The following is a 24,833-nucleotide window of genomic DNA, read 5'->3' as shown; positions in this document are numbered from 1 at the left end:
GGAGCTCCTTTACAAACAAAAAACATTGCCCGGCACCGGTAAACCCGGTACTGGACAATGTTTTCGCTAGTCTATGCGCTTTTTTACTGGCAATACTGCTGCCGGTAATCCTGGATCTTCTGGGTATACGTTACGGCCAGCTCCCTGGCTGCCTGCTGATTCGCCGCATTGGCGAACACCCGGAAGACAGGCTCTTCGTTATCCGGCAAAATCAAGGTCCATCCGCCGTCGTGAAAAATTTTGATCCCGTCGATGAGCTCGACCTGCTTCTCCTTCGTCTCCTCCATCAGCAGCCTCATGATCATCCCTTTTTCCTTCCACGGGCAGGCCACCTTCTCCTTAAGGAGGGCGAAGCTCGGGATCGTGCCGATCAGCTCGGAAACCGTCAGATTTCTTTCGGCGGTCATCTGCATAATCGCTATCATCGTATAAATGGCGTCGGCATACACATGGAAGCCCTCATGCTGGCAGCCCTCCATAATCGAACGCATATCGGCCTTCGTATGAATGACCTGACGGTTGACCCTACCTGCAAGCTCCTCGACGATATTGGGCACATGAACCGGTACGTAAAGCGTTTCGTCCTGTTTGTTCCGGATCTGAATCATGATCTGCAGGATGGACAGCAGCTCGTCGTCGACCGCCTCGCCCTGATCCGTAACGAGAATCATGTTCTGTCCGTTGGCATCCAAGCGAACCCCGAGATCGGCCTTCGCCGACCGCACCCACTGGCCCAATTCGGCCGGAGAGGAAGTCATCCGATTCAGCTGAATGACCTTGCAATTCAAGCTTTTCAGCACGCCGGGAAGAACCCCGCTCAAATTCCGGTTATCGACCTCCACAACGATCGTATACCGCGCGAAATCTCCTTCCACCATGCCGATCAGCCGCTCGCTGTACAGCGTGCAGGCATTGGGGCAAATTTTCTTGCTGCCCGCGCGGTCCGATTTGATCAGTCGGAAATCCTCCTGGGCGTAAGCATTTTCGATTTTCCGCTCTGCGCCCTTGCTGATCGGCAGCCCATTCTCATCCATAAATTCGATCACAAGCTGGTTGTCGCTTCCGTCCTCCAGCATCCGCACGTGAATGCCGCCTGCGCAATCGAGGCGATGAACGGCATGTCTCGATACGGACGACGTACCGGTGCCGAATTCGTAAGTATGTATGCCGGACGCATGCAGGCTCGACGCAAAAGTACCCGCTATAATCGCGGCAAACCGCGAGGAATCGTGGCCGATTCCTACGGCCGCCCCTGCCGGAATCATCGTGCCGTACGCCATGGCGAGCCGGTTGGCGAAGCTTGTGGTCATGTCGATGCCGCAAATCCCCTTGACGCCGAATTGGCCGAACAGGCTGAGTACGTTTTTTTCGCCCCAAATCAGGGAATGATTCAGCGTCGTATAGTCCTCCACCGACTTGTTCGGGAACACCTTAATCCCCGGCTGAACGACGCTCTTGATCCCGATGGTGCAAAAATCGCCGACGACTGCGCCTTCCCTCACAATAGCGCCGAGCTTCGCAACGACATGATGGCATAAGGTGCCGCCCTTCATTTCGACGCCTTGCTCAATGTAGTTGTTGTTCCATAAAACCGTTCTTTCGAGCGATACGCGGCTTCCGGCCAATACGGAGCCGGCCCCGACTACGGTGTAGGGCTTGATATTGACGCCTTGCTCCAGCACGCAGCCGTTTCCGATAAAGCAGGGGCCGCTCAACTTGGCGTCAGGGCCGATCTTGGCATCTTCGCCGATCCATATGCCGCCTTCCATCGGAGTTCCCGTGATCGTTACCTCCACTTTGCCGTCCAGCATGTCGAACTGGGTTTGGCGGTATTGCGCGAGGTTCCCGATATCCGACCAGTACCCCTTAGCCACATAACCGTACAACGGCCTTTGACGATGCATCAGAATCGGAAAAAGATCCTTGCTGAAATCAAACTCCTTCCCGCTTTCGAAATAACTGAAAATTTCCGTTTCCAATATATAAATGCCCGTATTGACGGTGTCGCTGAACACTTCTCCCCAGCTCGGCTTCTCCAGGAACCGGATAATCTCGCCCCCGTCGTTCGTCATCACGACGCCGAATTCCAGCGGGTTTTCCACCGTCGTCAGCACGAGCGTGCCAACCGCGCGGTTGCGCCGGTGATAAGCGATCGCCTCCGAAAGGTCAAAGTCGGTCAAAGCGTCGCCGCTGATGACGATAAAGGTTTCGTCCAGAAAAGCTTCTGCGTTTTTGACGCTTCCGGCGGTTCCCAGAGGGCTGTTCTCCTCGAAGTAATGCAGCTTCACCCCGAAATCGGATCCGTCGCCAAAATATTGCCGAATCACCTCGGGCAAATACTGTACGGTAACCGCAATTTCGGTAATGCCGTGTTTCTTGAGCAGCTCGATCGTATATTCCATCACGGGCCGGTCCAAAAGCGGCACCATCGGTTTCGGCGTATTGCTGGTCAGCGGGCGTAAACGGGTTCCTTTGCCTCCAGCCATAATGACTGCTTTCATATATCTATTCCCCCTATTTATTCGATCTTCCCTCGATTCGACTAGCGGAAGACGGATATATGTTAATGGATCATACCGCCGGAAGCCGCGACTTCGCGGTAACCGGATGCGCGCATCTCTTTATTTGTCGCCAAACTGTAGGTATGGAGCGTTTGGCTTGCGATCGATTCCCAATTGTATCTGGTCTGCACCTTATCCAAAGCTTTTCCGGCCATATGTTTCGCCGCATCCGCATCCTGCAGCATGTTGACGATATGCATCGATAAGGAGCGGACATCGCCCGGCAAAACTTTATATCCCTCAACGCCATGATCGACGATTTCGCTTAAGCCGCCCGTATCCGATACGATAACCGGCGCTCCCATAGCCATCGCCTCCAAGGCCACGATGCCGAAGGGCTCGTATAAGCTGGGAAATACCGCGGCGGAAGCCAGACGCAGCAGCTGGTTTCTCGTATCGTCGTCGATAAAGCCGGCGAATACGAGCTTGGATTCGATATTCATCTCTCCCGCAATCCGCTTCAGCTCGTCCATAAGCGGTCCCTTTCCGCCAATTACGAATTTCACATCAGGATACTGGGATATAACCTCGGGAATACTGGCCAAAAGCGTATGAACGCCCTTCTCGTGAACAAGCCGGCCTACATAAAAAACGATTTTCTCATGCGGCAAAGCAAAGCGCCCGCGAAGTCCGGTCTCGTCCGCGTCCGCCCGGACAAGCTGCAAATCCACCCCGTTCGGGATCATATCGATCTTATCGCCGGGGAGCTGGAAGAGTCCTTTCACCTCGTCCTTCATATAACGGCTGCATACGATCACCCGCCACGCTTCATAGGTAAGCTGCCATTCGAGGTGGTGGATATTCCGCTGCAGCTCCGTATGGAGCCCGCGATTGCGCCCATGCTCCGTTGCATGGATCGTCGCGACTAGCGGCAGCTTCGAATGTTGCTTAAGCGCCTTGGCAGCCTGGCCGACAAGCCAATCATGCGCATGAACGAGATCGAAGGGGCCGTAATGGGCCAGCAAATTTTTGCCGTAATCCGCCATCGCCAGGTTGAGCTGGAAAACCCATTCCATAAACTGCAGCTCTCTCGCCTGATACGTCCTCACGCGGTGGACAAACACGCCTTGGTTGACCTCGTAAGCCGGATAGCCTTCCACATGCGAAGTGACGACATGCACCTCCGCTCCTTGCTCCGCCAGCTTGCGGGATAAATCGTATACGTGACGGGATAATCCCCCGACGGTCATCGGCGGAAATTCCCACGATAACATCAGCACTTTAAAGCCGCTGCTTCCTTTGCCGCCGCCGGTATCCGGCCTCTCCGATCCTTGAACGGCGCTTCCTTTATTTCTCGTACCCGGGTCGGACAAATAAATGCGATAATCGATATCCGGGAATATCGCGTCGCGGCGCTCCGCTTCCTCCAGCCATTTCTCGTCGAGCGAGCCGTTCCGGAGATCATGATAGATTTTGAGAAATCTGGACATATGGCTTTTCGTCCGTTTGATCGCATATTCCACCGTCGTTCGGCTATCCATGATGAACGGCCAGTCGCTGCTTTGGGCGAGCAGGAGCTCGCGTGCCGCTTGATTCAAAGCCCGCTGCTGTACGTCCGTGACGTTCGAATCGCCGGCAAAACGGTCGGCCAGCCCGATCATCTGCTCCTCCATCCGATGCAAGTGACGGTATATCCACTCGTTGTTCTGCCCCAGCCATACTTCGCCGTAGCCCGCTCTTCCCCAGCTTGAGAAGGAAAGCTCGCATTGCCGGTTTTCCGGGTATTCGAGCAAATAATCGGCCGGCGTCGCCAGCTTGATCGTTTGCTGATCGAAATGGATTTTGCGGCACAAGTAGTCGATCCACATCGGCCCTTCATACCACCAATGACCGAACAATTCCGCGTCGTAAGAGGCGACGATAATCGGCTTGCGGCCCGTTTGAGCGAATAAATGCTCGGCCTGCTTCTCGCGGCAAAACATAAAATGTCCTGCGTGCGCCGCCGCTTTTTCCTTCGCCCATGCCGGATTATAGGGCTCTTTATCGCTGTCCTTGCCGGTGATCCGGTAATATTTCATGCCCGTATGGAGACGGATGCCCGATTTGTGCAGATAAGGCTTGATCGTATCGTAGTCGAGATCGAAGCCGATATCCCGGTAATATTCCCGGTAATCGTAGTCGCCCGGATATCCTTCCTGCGAGCTCCAAACCTGCTTCGACGTCTCTTGATCTCTCGCGAAGGCGGCAACGCCGTTCGGCGTGACGACCGGTCCGTATACGCCGTATTGCGGCTTCGGATTTGCATGGAGAAGACCGTGCGTATCCGTGAAAAAAAACTGCAAGCCGTATTCCCGCAAAATTTTGTCAATTCCTTCCAGGAACCCGCATTCCGGCAGCCAAATCCCGCGCGGCCTGCGGCCCAAATAAGCCGTGTGCAAACGAACCGCATTTTCGATTTGCGCGCGCAGCGCCTGCTCCGTTCGCAAATACGGCAGGAAGGCGTGCGTAGCCGATGAAGTAATGATTTCAAGATGTCCGGAATCTTGAAACCGCCGGAAGGCGTCTACCAGATTGCCGTTATATGTATCCGTAAACCGCTCTTTTATATGTTGAAAATGTTTAGCGTACATCGCGGCAAGAGGCGCGAACGCCTCGTCTCCTGCGGTCCGCTCGCATTCTTTCTCCGCCAGCAAAATGAGGTTGTCCATATGGCCGATGTACCTTGTCTGCAGCAAAGGATTGGCCAGCATAGACAGCAAGGAAGGCGTCAATGACAGCGTGATGCGAAAGTCGACGGCGTCGCGGCTTAACCCTTCGAATACATCCAGCAGAGGGATGTACGTTTCCGTCATGGCCTCGAACAACCATCGTTCCTCCATATAGCTCTCGCTTTCGGGATGATGCACGAACGGCAGGTGGGCATGCAGTACAAGAGAGAGATATCCTTTGGTCACGTCATTATTCCTTCCTATCGTTGTAATATGTATCTTTCAGGGATAAACGGCTTCGCCGCCCTTTATCGATCGGCTGCAAGCCTGCGCCCTTAAGGAGAGTGCGTCAGCGAATATCCGGTAAAAGCGCTCTGCCAAGGCGGTTCGGGCGCAGCGGCGTTTAAATCGACAACCGCGCTGCGTGGCGTTTGCCAAGTGCCTTCCTCTCGAGGAGGAATTCGAACGGCCTGGGAACGCAAAAGCGTTATAAACGTGCCGTCCAGCGACGTAGTGCCATAGTCGGCGATATACGTGCAGTCCGGCGCAAGCACATTGATAAACCAATTGTTCGCTTCCCGATTGACGGCGATCATCCATTGCCGGTTGGCGTTATCCCCGTTGAAAGTAATGCAGCTCACATCATAAACGCGCAAATATTTGGGAAGCTCCTGCCAGCCGCAGTGAAAAAACTCCTCCGTCATTCTTTTTCTTTCATCGGTTATGTTCCAGCAAGCATACAAGCATTCCGGATCCCTCGGCAGCACGGTCAGCCGGTCGATACTCGCGCAATGGCGATCCATAACGGCAAAATCGTCCAGAAACTCAAAATCCTCCCCCTCCTCCTCGGACTGGGGATGGTTCGCTCTCCTATGCTTGGTCAACTGGTAGTTCAGCTTGCCGATCGTAATGCCGAGCCTCTCGGTGATCTGCTTGTGCGTCAACCCTTCGTCAATCAACTGAAGAATGATGTTTACATCCAATGATGCATCCTCCTACCACACTCTTTTAGTTTTGCATATGCTATAGTCTAATCCATGTGCCGTGATAATTTTGGCGAACGGTGATGCCGGAAACCCACTTATTTTGTAGAATTGTCTTCATATTTCGTAAAGGCTTCGACAAAAAAGAAGACTCGACCGGCTTTACCGCCAGTCTCGTCTTCCATCTGCAAACATATGATCCCCCGTTAGGCATCGTTACTCCGAGTACGCGAAGCTGAGCATGCCAATAGCAGCTCACCGTTACAGCGACTCTTCTTAAGATACGCTTCCCGCCGCCGTTCCGCGCGCCACGCGGGCAAACGCCGCATCTCTCTGCTCACGGTAACGGTCGAGAAACGCTTCCTTCGCCAAAATATACATCGCGCTGCTCCAGCCGAGCGGCGTATTCGGGTTCGGCATATCGGAGCCGGCGTAAAATAACTCCGGAAGAACGCCCGGCTCTGTCATGATTGCCTCCGTCCTTCTCACGTATTCATAAGCTTTCGCAAAATTGCCAAGCTCCATGTGGCAGAGCGCCAGCCATGGCAGACCGAATGTCCACTCCGCCTCCGATCCGGTATAAAACTCGCGGGGACGTCCGCGGCCGTATTCATCCTGAAGCGTGCTGTAATAGCTGTCGCCTTCGTAACGGACGACGCCCCTATCGCGAAGCAGCCGCCGCTCCACCTGCGAAACGATGACCTCGCCCAGCATCCCCGTAAACAAACGATACGGATAAATAAGGCTGAGCTGCGCCAAATCTACGATTTTATTTGCACTCTCGCGCGGAAAAAGCTGCAGCAGCGCCCGCAAGCCGTCGTCCAACATGCGTTCCGGGACCGAAACGTAAGGGGACACCGCTTTTAGCCCGGCCACGCATGCCCCGATTGACGATGCGTGGACTTCCCGTTCTTCTTCCCACATGCCGTTATCCGCATCATGCCAATACTCGATCTTGTCAAGGTAATCGATAAGCTTCCGCACGATGTCCAGACGCTTCTGTTCGCGCAAAACAGCTCTGCCGTTCGCGGCTCCCAATCCCACTCCGAACAGGAAAGCGCCGATCATATCGTGCTGGACATGCCCCCAGCTCTGATCGTGGATTTCCTTCACGTCATCCCGCGAATAGCGGGCGTGAACGTATTCCCAGTCCTGTACCGGCTTTTGCCGGCAAGCGATATCCAGCTTCCACTCGTATTCTTCAAAAAGCGAGAATAACCGGTCATACGTTTTCTCGTAACGGCCGCCCTTTTTGTCGGCGTAAGGCAAAGACATGTACACGCAATCCCGAATCCAAACATACCGGTACTCCTCCGACGGACTAGCCACAAACAAGCCGTGGGGCAGGCTAAGCCCATCCAGCACCTCATAGCTTTCAGCCAACATAATACTCCTCCTCCGCTTTGCCGATTTTCAGCTATTAGAGGTTGTTCAAAAAGCCGGCTTATGATCACGTTGAGGTGCTGATAAGTCGGCTTTTTGAACAAACACTATTCCTATATTTGCCCGAATCTATGAATTTTAGCCCTATGAAGCTCGCAATGAGCAAAGGAGGAACGATAGACGGAGTTCACCTTTTTCTTAAACGTCGGCATTTACCTGCAGCTCCAGCGATCTGCTCTCCGATTGCAAAAAGAAAACCGCAACGCGAGGGTTAGTCGCATTGCGGTTCTGACAGCTTCAACCGTCTATGAAATCATTTCCTTGAATATTTCGCTAATGGTGAAAGAAACGCACGGCAGCTTATCGGAGGTTACAAGCTCGTCGCCTTCGAATAAATTGTGCAGCTCGTAACGTTCCCCCTGCAGGCGGTACTGCTCCAAATGCTTCGAATCGGTATCGATAATCCAATACTCCTGAACGCCGTACTTGGCATACAAGCTCATCTTGTCTACCTTGTCCCTTTTGCGCGAGCCCGGCGATACGATTTCCGCAACAAGATCCGGCGGGCCTTCTATTCCGCGTTTGGTAACGATATGCAATCTGCTGCGGTGAATCATTAATATATCCGGCTGTAAAACTGTAGTTTGGCTTAGAATAACATCCAGCGGCGCATGATAAATTACATAGTCCGTTCTACAGCTTTGCTTCAGAATATATTCCAGTTCTCCGCTTACAGACTGGTGCGACGTCGATGGTCCCGGGGACATCATCACCATATCGCCCTCAAATATCTCATACCGCTTCCCGTCGTCAGGCATAGCCGCGTATTGATCGTAAGTCACCGGCTGCTCCCTGATTTGCGGCTGTTTAGCCTTCTCTTCGTTTTCTTTTCCCCGCATGATACCTCACATCCTCTATTGATAATAAAAATACCCCATCAAAGCAAACACATACGGTGTCATACTTTGGTGAGGCGTGAGGTGCTTCCCCGACATTTATTCTTATTATGACAAGCCCCCGAATGCCTGTCAATTCGGTAAAACGGTTTCCGACCGGCTGACCCTCTTCCCTCAGTTCACCCTCTCTCTAACATATTAAACGGGATAAATTCAGAAAGCTTGGCGTCTGGGAGAAGCAATGGGACAAAGCTTTAGAGGTTGCCGAATTCGTTGCATTGGATGATGTGGAAGGGATATTGGCGCTTGAGCTTGACTTAATTATCACTAGAATCGACGGGGTGAATGCGAAACTTATCAAGCAAATTAAATTTCTGACCTTTCAACTACATACCATTTGTAATCACTAAATACTGGCGGATAATATATTACTTTAATCCACGAATAATTTCCATCTACCTTTTTTTCTCCGAGCAAGGTATTCCCTTGTTTATCCTTCTGTATTTTCCATTCCCTACTTACAACTGCTTGCTCTGCTTCGATAAGCCTTAATGCATCAGCAAAAGAAAGTCCATTTTCATTTTTGTAAAATGCCGGTTCATCACTTACATTTTTTTGCTTAAGGTTATGCTCAGCACCCTCTTTAGCATCCCAGAGTAAATGAAATTTAAAACCTTTCAAATTACTTTCAATCACTTTATTCCTAAACGTATCTGAGACATACACTTGTGACCCCTTAAATTGAGGCGTTTTAAAAATGTGTTCCTTACTAATAAGTTCTACCTTAAATGCATACTGATATATTTCTTTTATGACTGTTGGGTAATCCTTATCTCGATTAACTACTGCATGATCAAAATCAATACAATCGATCATCTTATTTACATTGATTGCATATAACTCTTCATTTTCATGCTTCAGTGGAAGAACTTGCACATTTTCCCCCATCAAATCTATCAATAAATTAACTGCCTCTCCACTGAAGATCGGAACGCCGCTACCAAAACTTGAACAGTCCGTTTTTCCTTTTTTTCGGGAGGTTCTTATTGCAACCTCGCCCCAATTAATCACTGTCTCGCCTCTAAAATTATTTCTAATATATTTTTTTGAATCTTCTTCGTGGATTAATAAAAATGAATCATATAGTTCTGTTTCAGAATCCAACTTCCATAATTTCACTTTTATCCCTCCCACTTAATATACTCGCATTCAAAACACACAAGAGTGGTATTACGTCTACACTTTTCCAAGGAATCAATTTACCACATATATCTAACATTTTACCCATAATGAAAAAAAACAGCTAGATCAAGGATTTGATCTAACTGTCCTTAAGAGAATATCTCATTTAACCCCAAACCTCATCCCTACACCTTAAACGCCTTCATCGCCTTCCGCAGTTCTTTAAACGAAGGACGCTTGCCGTACATCAGCACGCCGGTGCGGTAAATTTTCGCAGCCAACCAGCCCATACCGAGAATGGAGGCGAACAGGATGCCAATGCTGAGCCAAATTTCCCACAGCGCCGGATCGCTCATCCCGATACGCAGGAACATAAGCAGCGGCGAGAAAAACGGGATGAACGACATGACGACGACGAAAGTCGCGTTCGGATCCTGCAATCCGTACATCGAAATCATGAATGCGGCAATGATGACGAACGTAACCGGCATGATCGCCTGACCGACTTCCTCCGTACGGCTGACGAGCGAACCGACGGCCGCGAAAATCGTGGCATAGATGAAGTAACCGGTCAAATAAAACAAGATAAAGTAGAACAGCAGACCGATCGGCAAATCATTCAAATTGATTTCCAATTTATCGAGCAGCTCCCGGTTATGAGGCAGCACGAGGTTTGCTCCGCCGACCGCGATATAAAGAATGATCGATGTCAATCCGAGCATACAGACGCCGATAATTTTGCCGAACATTTGCTTAAGCGGCGATACGCTGGAAATAAGCACTTCCATGACGCGGGAGCTTTTCTCTGCGGTTATTTCGGTCGCAACCAAGTTTCCGTAGCCGATGACGCCGATATAAAGCATGAATAACAGGGCATACACAAGTCCAAAAGCAAGCGCCATCTGCGATTCCGATTTGCCTTCACCGACAGCATCGCCGGTTGTCGAAATTTGCACCGTTTCGATCGCGACCGGGCTGAACAAATTATTCAGTACGTCCGTGCTTAAGTTCGCATCCCGCACAGCCATTTCCGTTTTCACACTGCCAAGCGCCATTTGCAGGTCGCTCTTCATGCTGGAAGCGCTGGAATCCTCGGACTTGTAGACGATTTTCGGGAATGCTTTCCCCGTCTCTTCCGTAAATTCGACATAACCTTCAATCTGCTTATCCTTGATCTGATCCTTCGCGAATTTCTCGTTCGCTTCTTTGCTGCCTTGATCCTGGAGACGGATGACCGTCACATCAGGCTTTTCTTGCTTTTTGAAATGCTCCTCCAGCTTGACCGAAACGCCCTGCTTGTCATCAAAAACGCCGATTTTGGAAGGCTCGTCGGAGGAAAATTGCGAAATCAAGTAAGGCAAATTGATCAAGACCGTAAGGATGACGGCAAAAATAAGATTCGAAATAATCGTCGACTTCGCCTTAAACCGCGTCCAAAACGTGAATTTTACGACCGTCCACATGCTGTTCATACTTGGCCACCTACCGTTCTAATGAATATTTCGTTAAGCGTCGGTTCCATAATTTGAAAGCGGGTTACCGTCCCTTGGTACATCGCCGCCTTCAGCGCGTCTTGCGCCGCTGCTTCATGCTCGATGCGAAGCTCATAACCGTTGGCATGCCGCGAAACCGATCGTACGCCCGGAATTTGCTCCAATCCGTTAATCTCCTGCTCCGCTTCCAGCAGTACGCGCTCGCGCGGAAATTGCCGCTTCAAATCTTTAAGTTTGCCCTGCAGCACGGTGTTAGAGCGATGCAGGATCGTGATATTCTCGCACAACTCCTCGACATGTTCCATTCGGTGGCTGGAAAACAAAATCGTTTTGCCTTCGTCGCGCAGCGCTTTGACAGTGCCCTTCAACAGCTCGACGTTAACCGGATCGAGTCCGCTGAACGATTCGTCAAGAATCAAAATTTCCGGATCATGGATTGCAGCGGCGATAAACTGGATTTTTTGCTGATTGCCCTTCGACAGCTCTTCAACCTTCTTGTTGTAATATTCCGGTACCTCAAAACGCTCCAGCCATTCCTTCAGCCGTTGATCGGCTTGTTTGCGGCTCATGCCGCGCAGCTCCGCTAAGTATAAAATTTGGTCGCAAACCTTCACCTTCGGGTAAAGCCCGCGCTCCTCCGGCAGGTACCCCATCAAGCTGCGAAGCTGATCGGTATAAGGCTTTCCCAGCCACTCTATGTTTCCGCCATCCGGATAAATAAGGCCGAGCACCATCCGCATCGTCGTCGTTTTGCCTGCGCCGTTCGCGCCGAGCAAACCGTAAATTTCCCCTTTCTTTACCTTTAAGCTAATGGCGTTAACCGCCGTTTTATCCCCGTAATTTTTCGTGACCTGGTGCAATTGCAATGCGTCCATCGTCGTTCGCTCCTCTCGAGTTATGAACTTTTGGTTCCTATCGTTTGCATACGCTGCAGCTGAACGAATATTTCGTCAAGCTCAAGCGATTGCGTTCTTATTACGGATACGCCCAGCTTCTTCAGCGCGGCCTCGGTTTGATCGGTCTCGCAGGTGATAAGCCTGGCCGGCTGATCCTGGGATTCCGTTACGCCGGGAAGTCTGCCCGGATTATCGGGCATTTTGTCGAGCCATATCATTTTCCAAGTATCCAGCAGTGCATCCTTCTCATGAAAGCCAATTAGCTTGCCCTTGTACATAAAAGCAATATAATCGGCGAGCCTGCGAACTTCGTCCATAATATGCGTAGCGATGACGATCGTTCTGTCGCCGTTGCGCATAAACTGCGTGAGCTCGTCAATCATCAGCCGCCATGCGAACGGATCAAGTCCGGAGGACGGTTCGTCCAGGAGCAGCAATTCGGGATTGGGGGCAATCGCCAGCGTAAGCGATAGCTTTCGCTGCATCCCCTTGGACAGCCCGGACAGCTTCATTGCAGGGGCTAGCTCGAATTTATCCAAAAGCTCTCTGCAGCGCTTTTGGTCCCAGCTCGGATACCAATAGGAAACGAAGTCGATCAATTGGCCGATCGTTTTGGCCACGCCGCCAAAATCGCTGAACTCCGGCACGTAGCCGATTTGCCGCTTCATGCTCACCCCGTCCTGCGGATAGTGCTGCTTAAGTATGCTTAACGTACCGCGGTCGGGCTGCAGCATGTTCATCAGCATCCGGAACATCGTGCTTTTGCCCGAGCCGTTCGGCCCGACTACGGCAACCACATACCCTCGTTCAATTTCCAAGTTGATCGGGCCCAGCGGAAACTTACCGGCCACAAGCTTTTCGATATCCTGAAACTTAATCACGGTTTCCATTCCCACTGCCTCCTTCTTCGCCGTAATCCGTCAGAAGCTCCTCCAGCATGCTTCGTATTTCATCCGTCGTGCAGTTAATTCGCCGGCCTACCTCGACAGCCGCTTTCAGCGCCTCGTATACCGCATCCCGCCTGTAACGTTCCCGATCGGACACCGCCACCTTCGCGACGAACGTCCCCGTTCCTTGTCTTGTCCGCAGAAAGCCTTCTTGCTCCAAATCTTGGTATACCCTGCGAATCGTAATGACGCTGCACGACAGGTCTGCGGCAAACTCGCGAATCGAAGGAAGCAGCACGCCCTCTGCCAGCTGGCCGCTTAGAATAAGCGCCCTTAGCTGCTCTTCGATTTGATGATACATCGGCTCCGCACGGTCTGCCGAAACGTCAATCGGTATCTTCACGGCCACCCCCCCTTGCGATTTAAGTCATATTTCGGCGATTCAGCTTATCCACTGCAATTCGTTTGCCTATTAGGAGGCTGGCCACCCCAACGGTCAATGCGATTGCCGGAAGAAGAACCCCGTACTCCTTCACGATGCGAATCGAGCTTTGCACAGCATGAACGTCCAGCAGCCACAAGATCACGGGGACTGCCATGAATACCGGGACGGCTCCGCAGCTGATCCAAAAGTACGTCTTCTCCTTGAATCCTAGCTCAACGTAAATAAAAAAGCTTCCTACCGTAAACGAGTAGCCGATCCAGGCAAGCGCAAAGCCGATATATCCCCACCCCTGCATTGCCGAACGAATTTCCGTGCTGATCAAGTAAAAACTTGCAAAATAAATGATACCGCTATATATCGTCGTAACGATCAAAGTCAGCAGCCGGCTGACAACGATCTCCTCCGTGCTGATTGGCAAGCTTCTGTAAAATTTCAATTTGCTGCTCAGCCTGTTGTTTTTCCAATACTTCATATAATCCCGGGAGAAGGCGAAGCCCATCATTCCTATGCTGACCATGAGCATAAAATCGAGCATAATATTGCTGAGCACGTAATCCGAATGCTCGGTGCTATTCATCGTTCGAGCCATCAAACTGATGAAAAAAGCAAAGTACACCATCATGACGATCTGCCAAAGATAGCCGAACCCAATTCTTCGCAATTCCTCACGAAGCAGCCGTCTTACATTCCCCCAAAAGGTCAACGTCACCGTAATCCTCCTCTATCTTGACAGTGCTGTGCAGTGTGCTTAGTGTGCTTAGTGTGCTTACTGTGTATATCTATATTCACAGTATACTCAGCACTCGATCGGTATGCAACCCTTTTTTTCAAAGATAAACGGCTCGCTCGTTTTTGGCTTTTGCCGGAAAGTCGAACAACTGGGAGGAATTGCTTGATCAGTCTGCAAAAAAAAAGAAACCGGAGCTTTAGCGCTCCGATTTCATATTTTACGATATTCACTATTATCCGCCTAAAATGACGTCGATAACCGGCTTCGTCTCTCCGCCGGGATAAAACACGTACAGCAGCAAATAAACAAGTACGCCGGTCGGGGCTGTCGTCAGCCACATAATCGCCGTCCAACGGCCGATTTTCTTATGCTTGGCAAAGCGCTTATTAAACGCATGCAGGATGGTCACGATCCCGAAAATACCGGATACCGTCGCCAGAAGGATATGGAAGATCAAGAAAATGAAATAAGCATCTCTTATCCAAATCGGCGCATCCTCCGCGAACGAAGTATTTCCGACAAAGATGGTCCGGCATACGTATAGAATAAAGAACAAGAGCGCGCAAGCCGCACCGATGAGCATCAGCTTCTGGTGCTTTTCCCGGTTCCCTTTTATTATCTGGGCCCAACCGAAACCGACAAATGTCGCGCTTATCACAATCAGACTCGTACATATTAACGGCAGCATCGTTCAAATCACCCGTTCGTTTCGCATATTGTTCGAACCGTTATGAATACTCATGAAGCTCATTCAGTCCGGCGCTAGGCGCCATAAACGGAAGCTCCCCATGCGTTTATTTCCGAAAGTTAAAGCTTGTTCGTCCGCGTACTTGTCCCGAAGGAGTTATGTCGCGGTTTGATGGCAAGCTAATCGTCGTATCAACTTAAGCCCCATTCAAATTCCCGCCGTTAGGCGTATGAAGCATCGTATCTTGATTCGGGTTCGGCTCTATCGGCTCGTCTTTGCTCCGTTCCGCGCGGAACCAGCGAATGAAGACGACGGAGAGCGCAAAACCGTATGCGATTTCCTGCATAATTTTCATGATCGTTCCGCCCAGCTGCTGGTCATGAAGCGGCGGCAGCCCTTGTATGAGAATAGGCGCCCCCATGTATGTTTCATAGAGCAAATCCTTAGCGAAAATAATGAGCGCACAAGCCGGCGTCAACAAAACGCCGTCCGCGAAGAGATAAGCAATCATCTGCAGACTGGACATTCGTTTCCAGCCCTCAAAGTTGTTGAATAACGGAAACCACATATGGAAAGCCGCGATGATCAGAACGGTATGGTACCCGATATGATAAACGGGGTGCTGGGCAACCGTATCGAAAATCATCGGTATATGATAAACCGAGAATAACAGATTGAACACGAGCACGGACAAGATCGGATGCGTCAGCGGATACACAAATTTACGCATCCATTTGAGATCGAATAATGGCTGCAGCATCCATCCCGGGATGGACAAGAACACGAGCGGCGGCATGATCAAATACAGGATCGACTGCTGAAGCATATGCGCGCTGAACAACTGAGCATGTCCGTAAAAAGCGACAGGTGTTCCTTGTGCCCCGTAAAACAACAGCAGAGCTGTTATGAACAGCGTTTTTTTGCCTGCCGATACAGGCTCGGAATTGGCAAAACGATGTCTGCCCGGACCCACCAAATAAAAATAAACATATCCGACAAGCAGCGTGATGAGCAAGACGCCCGGACTCCATAAATCGGCGAAGCCCGGATTTGACCCATGCAAATGGTTAGGCATCGGTAAAACCTCCTGTCCTTGCCATACTAGGGCCCCACTAAGCGCCTTCCTGGCGTTTCACGAGGTCACCCGAACAACTTATGCGAACAAAACAAAAGAGGCGGCATTGCATGCAAACCGCCTCCGACTGACAACCTTACCACCACATCCAATATAAAGCGGCAATTACCGCCGTTAACGCAATAATGAAACCGAAAGCTAAACCGATGATCGGGAACGTATGTCCGCGCTCCTTCATATGCATCCATACGGCCAATTGGAATACCGCTTGAACGATACCGAGCACAACAAGAAACGCAATCAGGAACGATTTGTCCAATCCGCCGTAAATGACAGCGGCAAATGCAAGCATGGTCAGCAAGATGGACACGACATACGCCAAGTAGTGGTTTTTAGGACCTTCTACACGGTGAGGTTTCCCTGGCGATGAAGCATGATGTTCTGAGCTCATCCGCTTAACCCACCTTTCCCATCAAGTAGACGACGGTGAAGATGAATACCCACACGACGTCGATAAAGTGCCAATAAAGGCTGGCAACATAAAACTTCGGCGCTGTTACGACCGTCAATCCTTTTTTGAGACCCTGCAGGATAAGCAGGGTGATCCACAATACCCCGAACGCTACGTGAGCTCCGTGGAAACCGACAAGCGTGTAGAACGAAGTTGCGAACGCATTTGCCGAGAACGTATGTCCCTCATGAACATATTCGACAAACTCGTAAATTTCCAAACCTAAGAAGGAAAGACCTAACAATACGGTAACCGCTAACCAGCCAAGCAGTGCTTTAAGCTGGTGGCGATGCATGGCGATCATTGCGAAAACGCTGGTCAAGGAGCTGGTTAACAAGATAAATGTCGACCAGCCAACCGTTTCTAGCTTGAACAGGTGCTCTGCGGACACGCCGCCGGCCGTACCGTGACGAAGAGTCAGGTAGGTCGCGAACAATGTACCGAATAGAACCATTTCTCCGCCAAGGAAGAGCCAGAAGCCAAGCAGTTTATTTTTCCCTTCAAGGGTCGCCTTTTCAGGCTCGGCCGGCAATGCGCCGGCTGCATGATGCGCGTTAGCCATTATGCTTTAACCCCTTTCTCTTCAAGCTCTTCCACTTCGATATGCCAGCCGTGATCGTCGTAAACCGAACGAAGCAGCATACATACCAGAGTAATGGCGAGACCGGAGCCCGCTATAATGTAATTGTTGAACAGTGTATTGAAGAACTCCGTTTCGAACGTGTGCTTTCCATACATGAAGCCGAAGCCTGCGATGAACAAGCCGAGCGACATGAAGAACGGCAGAATGGAACCCGAAGGCATGTGAATCGGACCAAGCGGTTCTGCAGGCGTCATTTCTTTGTTGCCTGCCATTTTCTCTTTCCAGAGAGCGTCCAAACCGCGAACGAGCGGCGTTTGTTTAAAGTTGTATTCCGGAGCCGGCGACGGAATCGCCCACTCTAATGTACGAGCGTCCCATGGATCGTTCGCGGCATCTTTTTTCTTCATGCCCGTAATAATCATGTTGTACATGAAAGCGATCGTACCGACACCCATCAAGAACGCGCCGATCGAACTGATAAAGTTCATCGTGTCGAGACCTTGATCCGGCAAGTAAGTAAATACGCGGCGCGGCATCCCGATCAAACCAAGGAAATGCTGCGGGAAGAACGTAAGATGGAATCCGATAAAGAAGAACCAGAAATGTACTTTGCCGACACCTTCGCTGAGCAAGCGTCCCGTAATTTTCGGCCACCAGTAGTAAAGACCGGAGAAGATACCGAAAATCAAGCCGCCGACGATAACGTAGTGGAAATGCGCTACGACGAAGTAAGAGTCGGTATACTGGAAGTCCGCCGTAGGAACCGCAAGCATAACGCCTGTAACGCCGCCCATTACGAACGTCGGAATAAAGCCGAGCGCCCATAGGTTCGCTACGGTAAAGCGGATATGTCCGCCCCACATCGTAAAGAGCCAGTTGAAGATTTTAACGCCCGTCGGAACGGCGATCGCCATCGTCGCAACCCCGAAGATGGAGTTCGCTACCGGACCAAGTCCTGTCGCAAACATGTGATGCGCCCAAACCATGAAGCCCAAAAATCCGATTACCATCGTTGCAAATACCATGGAGCTGTAACCGAACAACACTTTTTTGGAGAATGTGCTGACTACTTCGGAAATGATGCCAAATGCCGGCAAAATCAAGATATATACTTCGGGGTGACCGAAGATCCAGAACAAGTGCTGCCAGAGTACTACGTTACCGCCCTGTCCGACTTCAAAGAAGTTACCGTTAAACAGGCGGTCGAACATCAGCTCGACCAAACCGACCGTAATCGCCGGGAAAGCGAACAAGATCAGGGCCGAAGTAATGAAAGCGGTCCAGGTAAACAGCGGCATGCGCATAAACGTCATGCCCGGAGCCCGCATGTTGATGATCGTAACGAGGAAGTTAATTCCCCCGATCAAAGTACCGATACCTGCGATCTGCAAGCCGACTACATAGAAGTCTACGCCGCGGCCGCTGTAAGTATCTGAGGAAAGCGGAGCGTAAGCCGTCCAGCCCGCATCAGGCGCGCCGCCCATGAACCAGCTCAGGTTGAGCAGCAATCCGCCGAAGAAGAACAGCCAGAAGCCCAGCGAGTTAACAAAAGGGAAGGCGACGTCGCGTGCGCCGATTTGAAGCGGTATTATCGCGTTCATAAACCCGAAAATTAGCGGCATCGCTGCCAAGAAAATCATGGTCGTTCCGTGCATCGTCAACAGCTGATTAAACGTGCCGCCGACAAAAATGTGCAAATCGGGATACATCAGTTGAATCCGAATCAGAATCGCTTCAATCCCGCCGGCAAGAAAGAAAAATCCGCCGGCAAGGAAATAAAGGATACCGATTTTTTTGTGGTCGACGGTCGTAAGCCAATCCATCAAGCCACTGTACCTTTTCACTGTATGTGCGTGGGCCAACTTGGTAACCTCCTAACAGTTTTCGTAAGAAAACTGACATCGTAAGCATGAGCTCGGTTTCTGGAAGAAAACCGATACACGGATAAACGGCTTCACGAGCCTTTAAGGCGAGCGCATTTACCGAAAAATCGAACAATCAGCAGAGATATTGCTTTCTGATTTTCGAAAAAGCTAAGTTCCGCCGAGGCAAAACGTATAGAGTAATCAAGAGCTGAACGAATTTCGCAACCGCTTCGTAAGTATCAATCGGATAGTTTTACTTGAGCGAGTTTAAGTACTTGACGACATCATTCAGTTGCGCCTCGTCCAAGCCGACAGCCGGCATTTTCGAACCCGGTTTCACGCTTTGCGGATCATCGATCCATTCTTTAAGCTTCTCGTCGTCATGCGCCAAGAATCCCGCTATGCGCGTCCGGTTCGCAAAACCGTTCAGGTTTGGCCCCAATCCTGCTCCTGCGGCATTAACGGCGTGACAGGACAAGCAGTTATCTTTGAACACTTGCTCACCTTTAGCTGCATCTGCCGAAACCGTTTTCGGAGCTGTCATCTTGCTTACCCACTGATTGAACTCGGCTTCCGATACCGCGACAACCTTAAAGTCCATCAATGCGTGAGACGCTCCGCAAAGCTCGGCGCATTTGCCTTTATATTCGCCCGGCTCGTCCGCTTGCAAGTATAGAACGTTTACGTTCTTCTCGCCGGGGTTCGTATCGATTTTGCCGCCGAGGGACGGAACCCAGAACGAGTGGTTGACATCAGCCGTCGTAAGCTCGAAAGCTACGCGTTTGCCGACCGGAATATACAAATCTTGAGCCGTGTTGATGCCTTGATCCGGATATTCGAACTGCCACCAGAACTGATGGCCCGTAACTTTAACATGTAGAGAATCTTTATCTTGCGTGTAATCCTGGGAGTGCTTAAACGTGTAATACACTGTCGGAACCGCCAAAATGACCAACAAAATAATCGGAACGACTGTCCAGATAATTTCGAGAACATGGCTTCCTTCTACCTGTTTCGGAATACCTGTTTGTCCTTTCCGCTGGCGGAAGCGAATAATAACGTAGATATAAATCAGGAATACCGCGGCAAGAACGACAAGCATTATGGCGAAGCTGAGTATCATCATGTTTCGCTGCTCGTTCGCTACCGGTCCTTTCGGGTCAAGCGCTGACAGCGTTGGATCGCCACAGCCAGTCAGTAGTAACGCCAGCACCGCGAAAAGGGGCATCAGACGCCATACAAATTTCCATCGACTCATCAATTATCAACCCCACTTGTGTGTAATATACCGTCAGACGCCCATAATGCTGCTTTGGTCTATCAAGCCTGTTTGCTTACACAAAACGATCGTATCGGCGTACCTCCGGCGACTATAAAACCGCGCCAAAACAGGCGATTTTATAGATTACATCGACGATCGTACATGTCAATGAACCTAATCACTTTATTAACTATAAATTCGGTACACACTTTTGTCAATCTTCCTGGGAAAGTTCACAAATTGTTCTAAAAGCCCGTCGTTGCTCATGTTCTTCCTTTTGTAGGTTTCCTAAAAACAGGGGTTTTATTCACCTTTTCCTAACAATCGTCCAGCATAATTTACAGCGAAAATTCAATCCTATGTAAGGAGACATTCTTCAGCCAAACTGTCATCAAGGAGGTCATTGAATATGAGACGAACGGGACGTCTTTTATCGCTTGGCATGCTGTCCGCCATTCTCCTGTTTTGCGGCGGCTGCGGAGAATACGGGCCGAAGGACAAATACCGGGAAAACCGGACAGGCCTTCGCTACGGCGCACATAAAGATGTGTATCCTGACACAAGCGGACCCAAAGCTTACGGATCGCCTAACCAAGACGGCGCCGTGATCCATAGCAACACCCAACTGGCCTATAGCCAGAAGCTGTCCGATCAGGTAGGCGCACTGAACGGTGTAGGCAGCTCGATTGTCATGATTACGGACAATAACGCGTATGTCGCCATCCTAATCGATAATACGGGCAACAACACTTACGGGCGAAATGCGCGCAAGGAGCTCAACAATTCCGGAACTTCGCTCGGGCGTTACAATCCGCATTCCGGCGGTTCTTACATGGATCCGAAGGATCTAACGAACGGCGTCAATAATTTCTATACGGTCGAAGATCATAACGATCTGACCCATGAATTCAAGCAAAAAATTGCGGCTACGGTTCGATTGGGTCAGCCTGCGGTTCATGACGTTTACATTTCCGCCAATCGCGACTTCGTCAATAAAATGAATGCTCTTGCGCAAGAAAGCTGGTCGGGGCATTCCTTGACAAACCATGTCGGCGAATTTAATACGATCGCCAACCGGATTTTCGGAACGCCCGAAAAGCCGCTTGAATAAGTATTCGTTCATGGCTTGGACACTAAATTGCGTGAATCTTCTGTAAACGACTGGAATCAGACGCCCGATCCAACTATACTATATAAGTAGAAGAAACACGATTGGAGGATGGGCTATGTACGAACTTAAGGACAAGGAAATCATTATCGTGTTTACCGGTCCGAACGGGGCCGGTCGAAGAACGATCGCGGAGATGGCCGGTACGACGCTCAACATGAAGCAAGTTATTTCCTATACGACAAGGGAACGCCGGCCGAATGAATCGGAAGGTCGGGACTACTTCTTCATCACCCGCGAACAGTTTCTTGAGGATCAGAAAGCGGATCAATTCGTCGAGGTTATCGAAATCGACGGGCACCTATATGGGATCAAAAGCAACGATATCGAGCACCAGTTCCAAAAAAAAGGCTGCATTTATCTCGTACTGAACAGCGGCGGAACGGATATCGTGAAAAAGGTTTACGGCGACAAAGTAAAACGCTTCTTCATTTATGCAAGTCCTGAAACCCTGATCAGCAGGCAGCGGCAGCGCGGCGATACGGAAGAAATGATCGAGCGCTACATGTCGCATTATGAAGAAGAAATGGCATACAAGAACGAATGCGAGCATACTTACGAAAATCTCGATTCGTCACATACGATTTACGACGTAACCAAAGCGCTGGAGAGCTACCTTCAACGGGGACTCGTGGATCTTGATTAATAGGACATAGTCCCCCTGAACTAGGGACTGACATAAAGAACCGGATACGCGAGGCGTATCCGGTTCTTTCATTAATATAGCGATCGTCTACTCTTGGTTCGGCAGCACGATGTCCGGCAAGATTTGTGCGGCTGAAGGCTTATTGTCGTTAACCTGCTTCGGCGCAATAGCTCCGGACCGGTTGACCAATCCTTTGACGAGCTCTTCAAGGTCGATGCCCGAAACGCTCTTCAGCATTTCCGGCGCCGTCGCCATCAGCTGGGTAACGTAGTTGCTGACGCGCGCCGCTCCTTCGCCGTTGCCCGTATCGACGACCGTCAGCTTGTCGATCGAACCGATCGGAGCCGCGATTTTTCCTGCCAGCTCCGGCAGCATTTTGACGATGATGTCGAGAACGGCTGCCTCGCCGAACTTCTGGAACGCCTCGGCCAGCTTCTCTTTCGCTTCCGCTTCGGCCAAACCGCGCAGACGGATGACATCCGCTTCCGCCGTACCTTTCGCTCTTTCGGCATCGGCGATGGCAAGACCTTCAAGACGCTTCTGCTCCGCATTCGCTTTCGCTTCCGCTTCGATCCGGTACTGCATTGCATCGGCTTCACGCATACGCTTCGCTTTGTCCGCTTCCGCCGCTTGCTCGACCGAGTAACGGTCGGCTTCCGCTTTCTTCTTCACATCCGCATCGTATTGCTTCTCGCGAATTTGTATTTCTTTCTGCTGCAGGTCGATCTCGCGTTCCTTACGGACAAGCTCGACCTTCATCTGCTCTTCGACGGCCGTTTGCTTTGCACGCGCTTCTTGAATAAAGTACGCCTGATCCGCTTCCGCCTTCGCTGTATCTTGATCCTTCTTAAATGCCGCAACCTTAATTTCGCGTTCCTTCTCGGCTTCCGCGATATTCGTGTCGCGCAGCAGCTCCGCTTTCTTCCCTTCCTCTTCGGCGCGCGCCTTCTGGATCCGGGCGTCACGGACGGCTTCAGCTTGAGCGATTTCCGCATCCCGCTTTACGATAGCAATCCGCGGCTTACCTAATGCATCCAAATATCCTTGCTTATCGCGTACGTCCTTTATGGTGAAGGAAACGATTTGCAGACCCATCTTTTTCAAGTCCTTCGCCGCTACGCCCTGCACCTCTTGAGCGAACTTATCGCGGTTACGGTATACTTCCTCGACGGTCATCGAACCGAGAATCGCACGCAGATGGCCTTCGAGCACCTCTTGGGCTTCGCTTTTGAGCGCTTCGATCGGTTTGCCGAGAAACTGCTCGGCTGCTGTAGCGACATCTTCGACGGAACCGCCTATTTTGATGATGGCCACTCCGTCGGCAATGACGGGTACGCCTTGCTCGGTGTACACTTCCGGTGTGGAGACATCCAGCTTATGCGATAATAGCGACAAAAATTCGGCTTGCTGGAAGATCGGCCAGATGAACGAGCCGCCTCCGCGTACGATTTTCATTTTGCGACCCGTATCTTCTTCGTCATGGGTCACATTCTTGCCCCCGAGAAAAGTTCCCGTTACGATCATCGCTTCTTCCGGTCCAACCGTCTTATACCGCGCCCAGAACGCAAGCCCCAGTATAACGATGACACCAACCACGATTGCGGGAATCACATATTGTTCCGGCATTCCTCCAACTCCTTCTCAGTTTATTGTTCAAAACGGGAAACGAACAGCGTGTCGTCCTTCACTTCCACTATGACTACCTTCGTCCCCGCCTGAATAGCGATTTTCTCAAAGCTTGCGGCTATCTGATTCGTGTGACCGGCTCCTGTAGACATCAACACCTCGCCATATCCTTGCGCGGGAATCGGCACGATCACTTCCCCAATCCTGCCTGTAAGGCGCCTCATGGAAAATGCGGTTGAATTCTCGGCATTTCGCATCGGCCTCACGTAAGCGAAATATACGATCAATGCGATACCTAAGGCTATCAGGACAGCCAGCGTCAGGATAAGCATGGAACCGAAGCCTGTATACTTCGTCAGCATGATGCCGGTACCGCCGAATGCGGTAACCGCACCTGCCACAACCATCGGTTGTAAAATATCGATCGAGAGGAAATCGAGCATCCCGTCGACCGCGCTGCTGAGCAAGTCGCCCAGCACGACTGACACGAAGGCGAACAACACGCCGAAAATCAAGCAACCCCAGAATACCGTCAGCATGGCATCACTCTCCCTATTTCATGATTATGCGAATAGATACCGGGATAAGGGAACAGAGAAATTTTTCTATAGAAGCAGCGTAAAACGCGTGAATCGATCTAACTATTCCTCTTAGCGGACGATCGTATTTACTCGTCACTTGTTAGACTATTTACATATGATACCTGTTTATACGGATTTAAGCGAAAAATGTTTCAAAATTTCGACACTTTTTACGGACAGGCCGTATACAGGGAAAAAGCGGCTCCCCCTTCCCTTAACAGAGAAAGGAAAACCGCATTTTCGTAACTACCGCTTGCCGCGACCGCGAGGTGCGCCTCCGCGCCCTCCTCCCGGACCAGCGCTGCGTGGATTGCCGCTGCGCGGTCCGCCCGCTTCGCTGCGTCTTCCGCCGCCGGCTGCGCCCCGGTCCGCTCCAGACGCTCCGCGGCCGCGGGCGCTTTCGCCGCGCCCAAACCGCGGCTCCTCACCGCTCGCTTCGCTGCGTCTTCCGCTGCCGGCTGCACCCCGGCCAGCTCCGGACGCTCCGCGTCCGCGAGCGCTCTCGCCGCGCCCAAACCGCGGCTCTTCTCCGCCCGCTTCGCTGCTGCGTCCGCTGCGGGCTGCGCCCCGGTCCGCTCCCGACGCTCCGCGACCGCGGCCGCTCTCGCCGCGCCCAAACCGCGGCTCTTCGCCGCCCGCTTCGCTGCGTCTTCCGCTGCCGGCTGCGCCCCGGTCCGCTCCCGACGCTCCGCGTCCGCGGGCGCTTTCGCCGCGCCCAAACCGCG

The 24,833-nt window shown here is 51.2% G+C and carries 21 protein-coding genes and 1 pseudogene; 2 read left to right on the top strand and 20 right to left on the bottom strand.

Translation table 11 applies throughout. From position 1 onward, the window contains the following. Positions 1-83: 83 nt before the first annotated feature. From DQG23_RS37735 to coxB, 17 genes are all read right to left on the bottom strand, one after another. Positions 84-2,501: a sugar phosphate nucleotidyltransferase gene (locus DQG23_RS37735; RefSeq protein ID WP_113036220.1), complete on the bottom strand. Its 2,418-nt coding sequence runs from the start codon at positions 2,499-2,501 to the stop codon at positions 84-86. 62 nt (positions 2,502-2,563) lie between these two features. Continuing rightward, entirely contained in the window at positions 2,564-5,455 is a 2,892-nt protein-coding gene (locus DQG23_RS37730; RefSeq protein WP_113036219.1) for a 1,4-alpha-glucan branching protein domain-containing protein, read from the bottom strand. Positions 5,456-5,544: 89 nt separating this feature from the next. Further along, on the bottom strand, positions 5,545-6,192 hold the full coding sequence (locus DQG23_RS37725; RefSeq protein ID WP_113036218.1) for a DUF4912 domain-containing protein: 648 nt from the start codon (positions 6,190-6,192) through the stop codon (positions 5,545-5,547). A gap of 276 nt (positions 6,193-6,468) precedes the next feature. Continuing rightward, complete coding sequence (locus tag DQG23_RS37720) at positions 6,469-7,578, bottom strand: glycoside hydrolase family 15 protein (protein WP_113036217.1); 1,110 nt, start codon at positions 7,576-7,578, stop codon at positions 6,469-6,471. Between the two features lie 302 nt (positions 7,579-7,880). Then, positions 7,881-8,474: a Uma2 family endonuclease gene (locus DQG23_RS37715; protein ID WP_113036216.1), complete on the bottom strand. Its 594-nt coding sequence runs from the start codon at positions 8,472-8,474 to the stop codon at positions 7,881-7,883. Positions 8,475-8,837: 363 nt separating this feature from the next. Continuing rightward, a complete protein-coding gene (locus DQG23_RS37710; RefSeq protein WP_113036215.1) occupies positions 8,838-9,650 on the bottom strand; it encodes an imm11 family protein in 813 nt (270 codons plus the stop codon). A 188-nt stretch (positions 9,651-9,838) separates the two neighbouring features. Continuing rightward, entirely contained in the window at positions 9,839-11,125 is a 1,287-nt protein-coding gene (locus tag DQG23_RS37705) for an ABC transporter permease (protein WP_113036214.1), read from the bottom strand. Next, positions 11,122-12,021 (bottom strand): ABC transporter ATP-binding protein, encoded by a 900-nt coding sequence (locus DQG23_RS37700; RefSeq protein WP_113036213.1) that lies wholly within the window; start codon positions 12,019-12,021, stop codon positions 11,122-11,124. The genes DQG23_RS37705 and DQG23_RS37700 overlap by 4 nt, the downstream gene beginning before the upstream one ends. A 20-nt stretch (positions 12,022-12,041) precedes the next feature. Further along, a complete protein-coding gene (locus tag DQG23_RS37695; RefSeq protein WP_113036212.1) occupies positions 12,042-12,932 on the bottom strand; it encodes an ABC transporter ATP-binding protein in 891 nt (296 codons plus the stop codon). Continuing rightward, positions 12,916-13,332: a GntR family transcriptional regulator gene (locus DQG23_RS37690; RefSeq protein WP_113036211.1), complete on the bottom strand. Its 417-nt coding sequence runs from the start codon at positions 13,330-13,332 to the stop codon at positions 12,916-12,918. Before DQG23_RS37690 ends, DQG23_RS37695 begins: the two co-directional genes overlap by 17 nt. Before the next feature lie 19 nt (positions 13,333-13,351). Next, positions 13,352-14,083: a hypothetical protein gene (locus DQG23_RS37685; protein WP_113036210.1), complete on the bottom strand. Its 732-nt coding sequence runs from the start codon at positions 14,081-14,083 to the stop codon at positions 13,352-13,354. A gap of 253 nt (positions 14,084-14,336) precedes the next feature. Continuing rightward, on the bottom strand, positions 14,337-14,792 hold the full coding sequence (locus DQG23_RS37680; protein ID WP_113036209.1) for a DUF420 domain-containing protein: 456 nt from the start codon (positions 14,790-14,792) through the stop codon (positions 14,337-14,339). 196 nt (positions 14,793-14,988) lie between these two features. Next, positions 14,989-15,867, bottom strand: coding sequence for a cytochrome c oxidase assembly protein (locus DQG23_RS37675; RefSeq protein ID WP_113036208.1), 879 nt, complete (start codon positions 15,865-15,867; stop codon positions 14,989-14,991). 136 nt (positions 15,868-16,003) lie between these two features. Further along, positions 16,004-16,318: a cytochrome C oxidase subunit IV family protein gene (locus DQG23_RS37670; protein WP_113036207.1), complete on the bottom strand. Its 315-nt coding sequence runs from the start codon at positions 16,316-16,318 to the stop codon at positions 16,004-16,006. A 4-nt stretch (positions 16,319-16,322) separates the two neighbouring features. After that, on the bottom strand, positions 16,323-16,940 hold the full coding sequence (locus DQG23_RS37665) for a cytochrome (ubi)quinol oxidase subunit III (RefSeq protein ID WP_113036206.1): 618 nt from the start codon (positions 16,938-16,940) through the stop codon (positions 16,323-16,325). After that, positions 16,940-18,784, bottom strand: a complete 1,845-nt coding sequence (gene ctaD / locus DQG23_RS37660) for a cytochrome c oxidase subunit I (RefSeq protein ID WP_113036205.1) — start codon at positions 18,782-18,784, stop codon at positions 16,940-16,942. The genes DQG23_RS37665 and ctaD overlap by 1 nt, the downstream gene beginning before the upstream one ends. Positions 18,785-19,079: 295 nt before the next feature. After that, positions 19,080-20,084, bottom strand: coding sequence for a cytochrome c oxidase subunit II (coxB, locus tag DQG23_RS37655; RefSeq protein ID WP_113036204.1), 1,005 nt, complete (start codon positions 20,082-20,084; stop codon positions 19,080-19,082). A 412-nt stretch (positions 20,085-20,496) separates the two neighbouring features. Between coxB and DQG23_RS37650 the strand changes: the two genes are divergently transcribed. Further along, positions 20,497-21,198 carry a YhcN/YlaJ family sporulation lipoprotein gene (locus DQG23_RS37650; RefSeq protein ID WP_113036203.1) on the top strand — a complete coding sequence of 234 codons (702 nt, stop codon included), beginning with the start codon at positions 20,497-20,499 and terminating at the stop codon, positions 21,196-21,198. Positions 21,199-21,313: 115 nt separating this feature from the next. Then, entirely contained in the window at positions 21,314-21,901 is a 588-nt protein-coding gene (locus DQG23_RS37645) for a guanylate kinase (protein WP_113036202.1), read from the top strand. A gap of 87 nt (positions 21,902-21,988) precedes the next feature. Here the strand turns inward: DQG23_RS37645 and DQG23_RS37640 are convergent, their stop codons facing one another. The 3 genes and pseudogenes from DQG23_RS37640 to DQG23_RS42425 all read right to left on the bottom strand — a co-directional run. Beyond that, positions 21,989-23,527: a flotillin family protein gene (locus tag DQG23_RS37640; RefSeq protein WP_113036201.1), complete on the bottom strand. Its 1,539-nt coding sequence runs from the start codon at positions 23,525-23,527 to the stop codon at positions 21,989-21,991. 20 nt (positions 23,528-23,547) lie between these two features. Beyond that, positions 23,548-24,066, bottom strand: a complete 519-nt coding sequence (locus tag DQG23_RS37635; RefSeq protein ID WP_113036200.1) for an NfeD family membrane protein — start codon at positions 24,064-24,066, stop codon at positions 23,548-23,550. A 288-nt stretch (positions 24,067-24,354) separates the two neighbouring features. Further along, positions 24,355-24,833 (bottom strand): annotated as a pseudogene (locus DQG23_RS42425) (hypothetical protein); the annotation flags it as partial.

Source organism: Paenibacillus contaminans (genome assembly GCF_003285015.1).
Classification (GTDB): domain Bacteria; phylum Bacillota; class Bacilli; order Paenibacillales; family NBRC-103111; genus Paenibacillus_V; species Paenibacillus_V contaminans.
The sequence above is the reverse complement of the archived record's forward strand: the minus strand, read 5'-3'. Positions and strand labels throughout refer to the sequence as shown.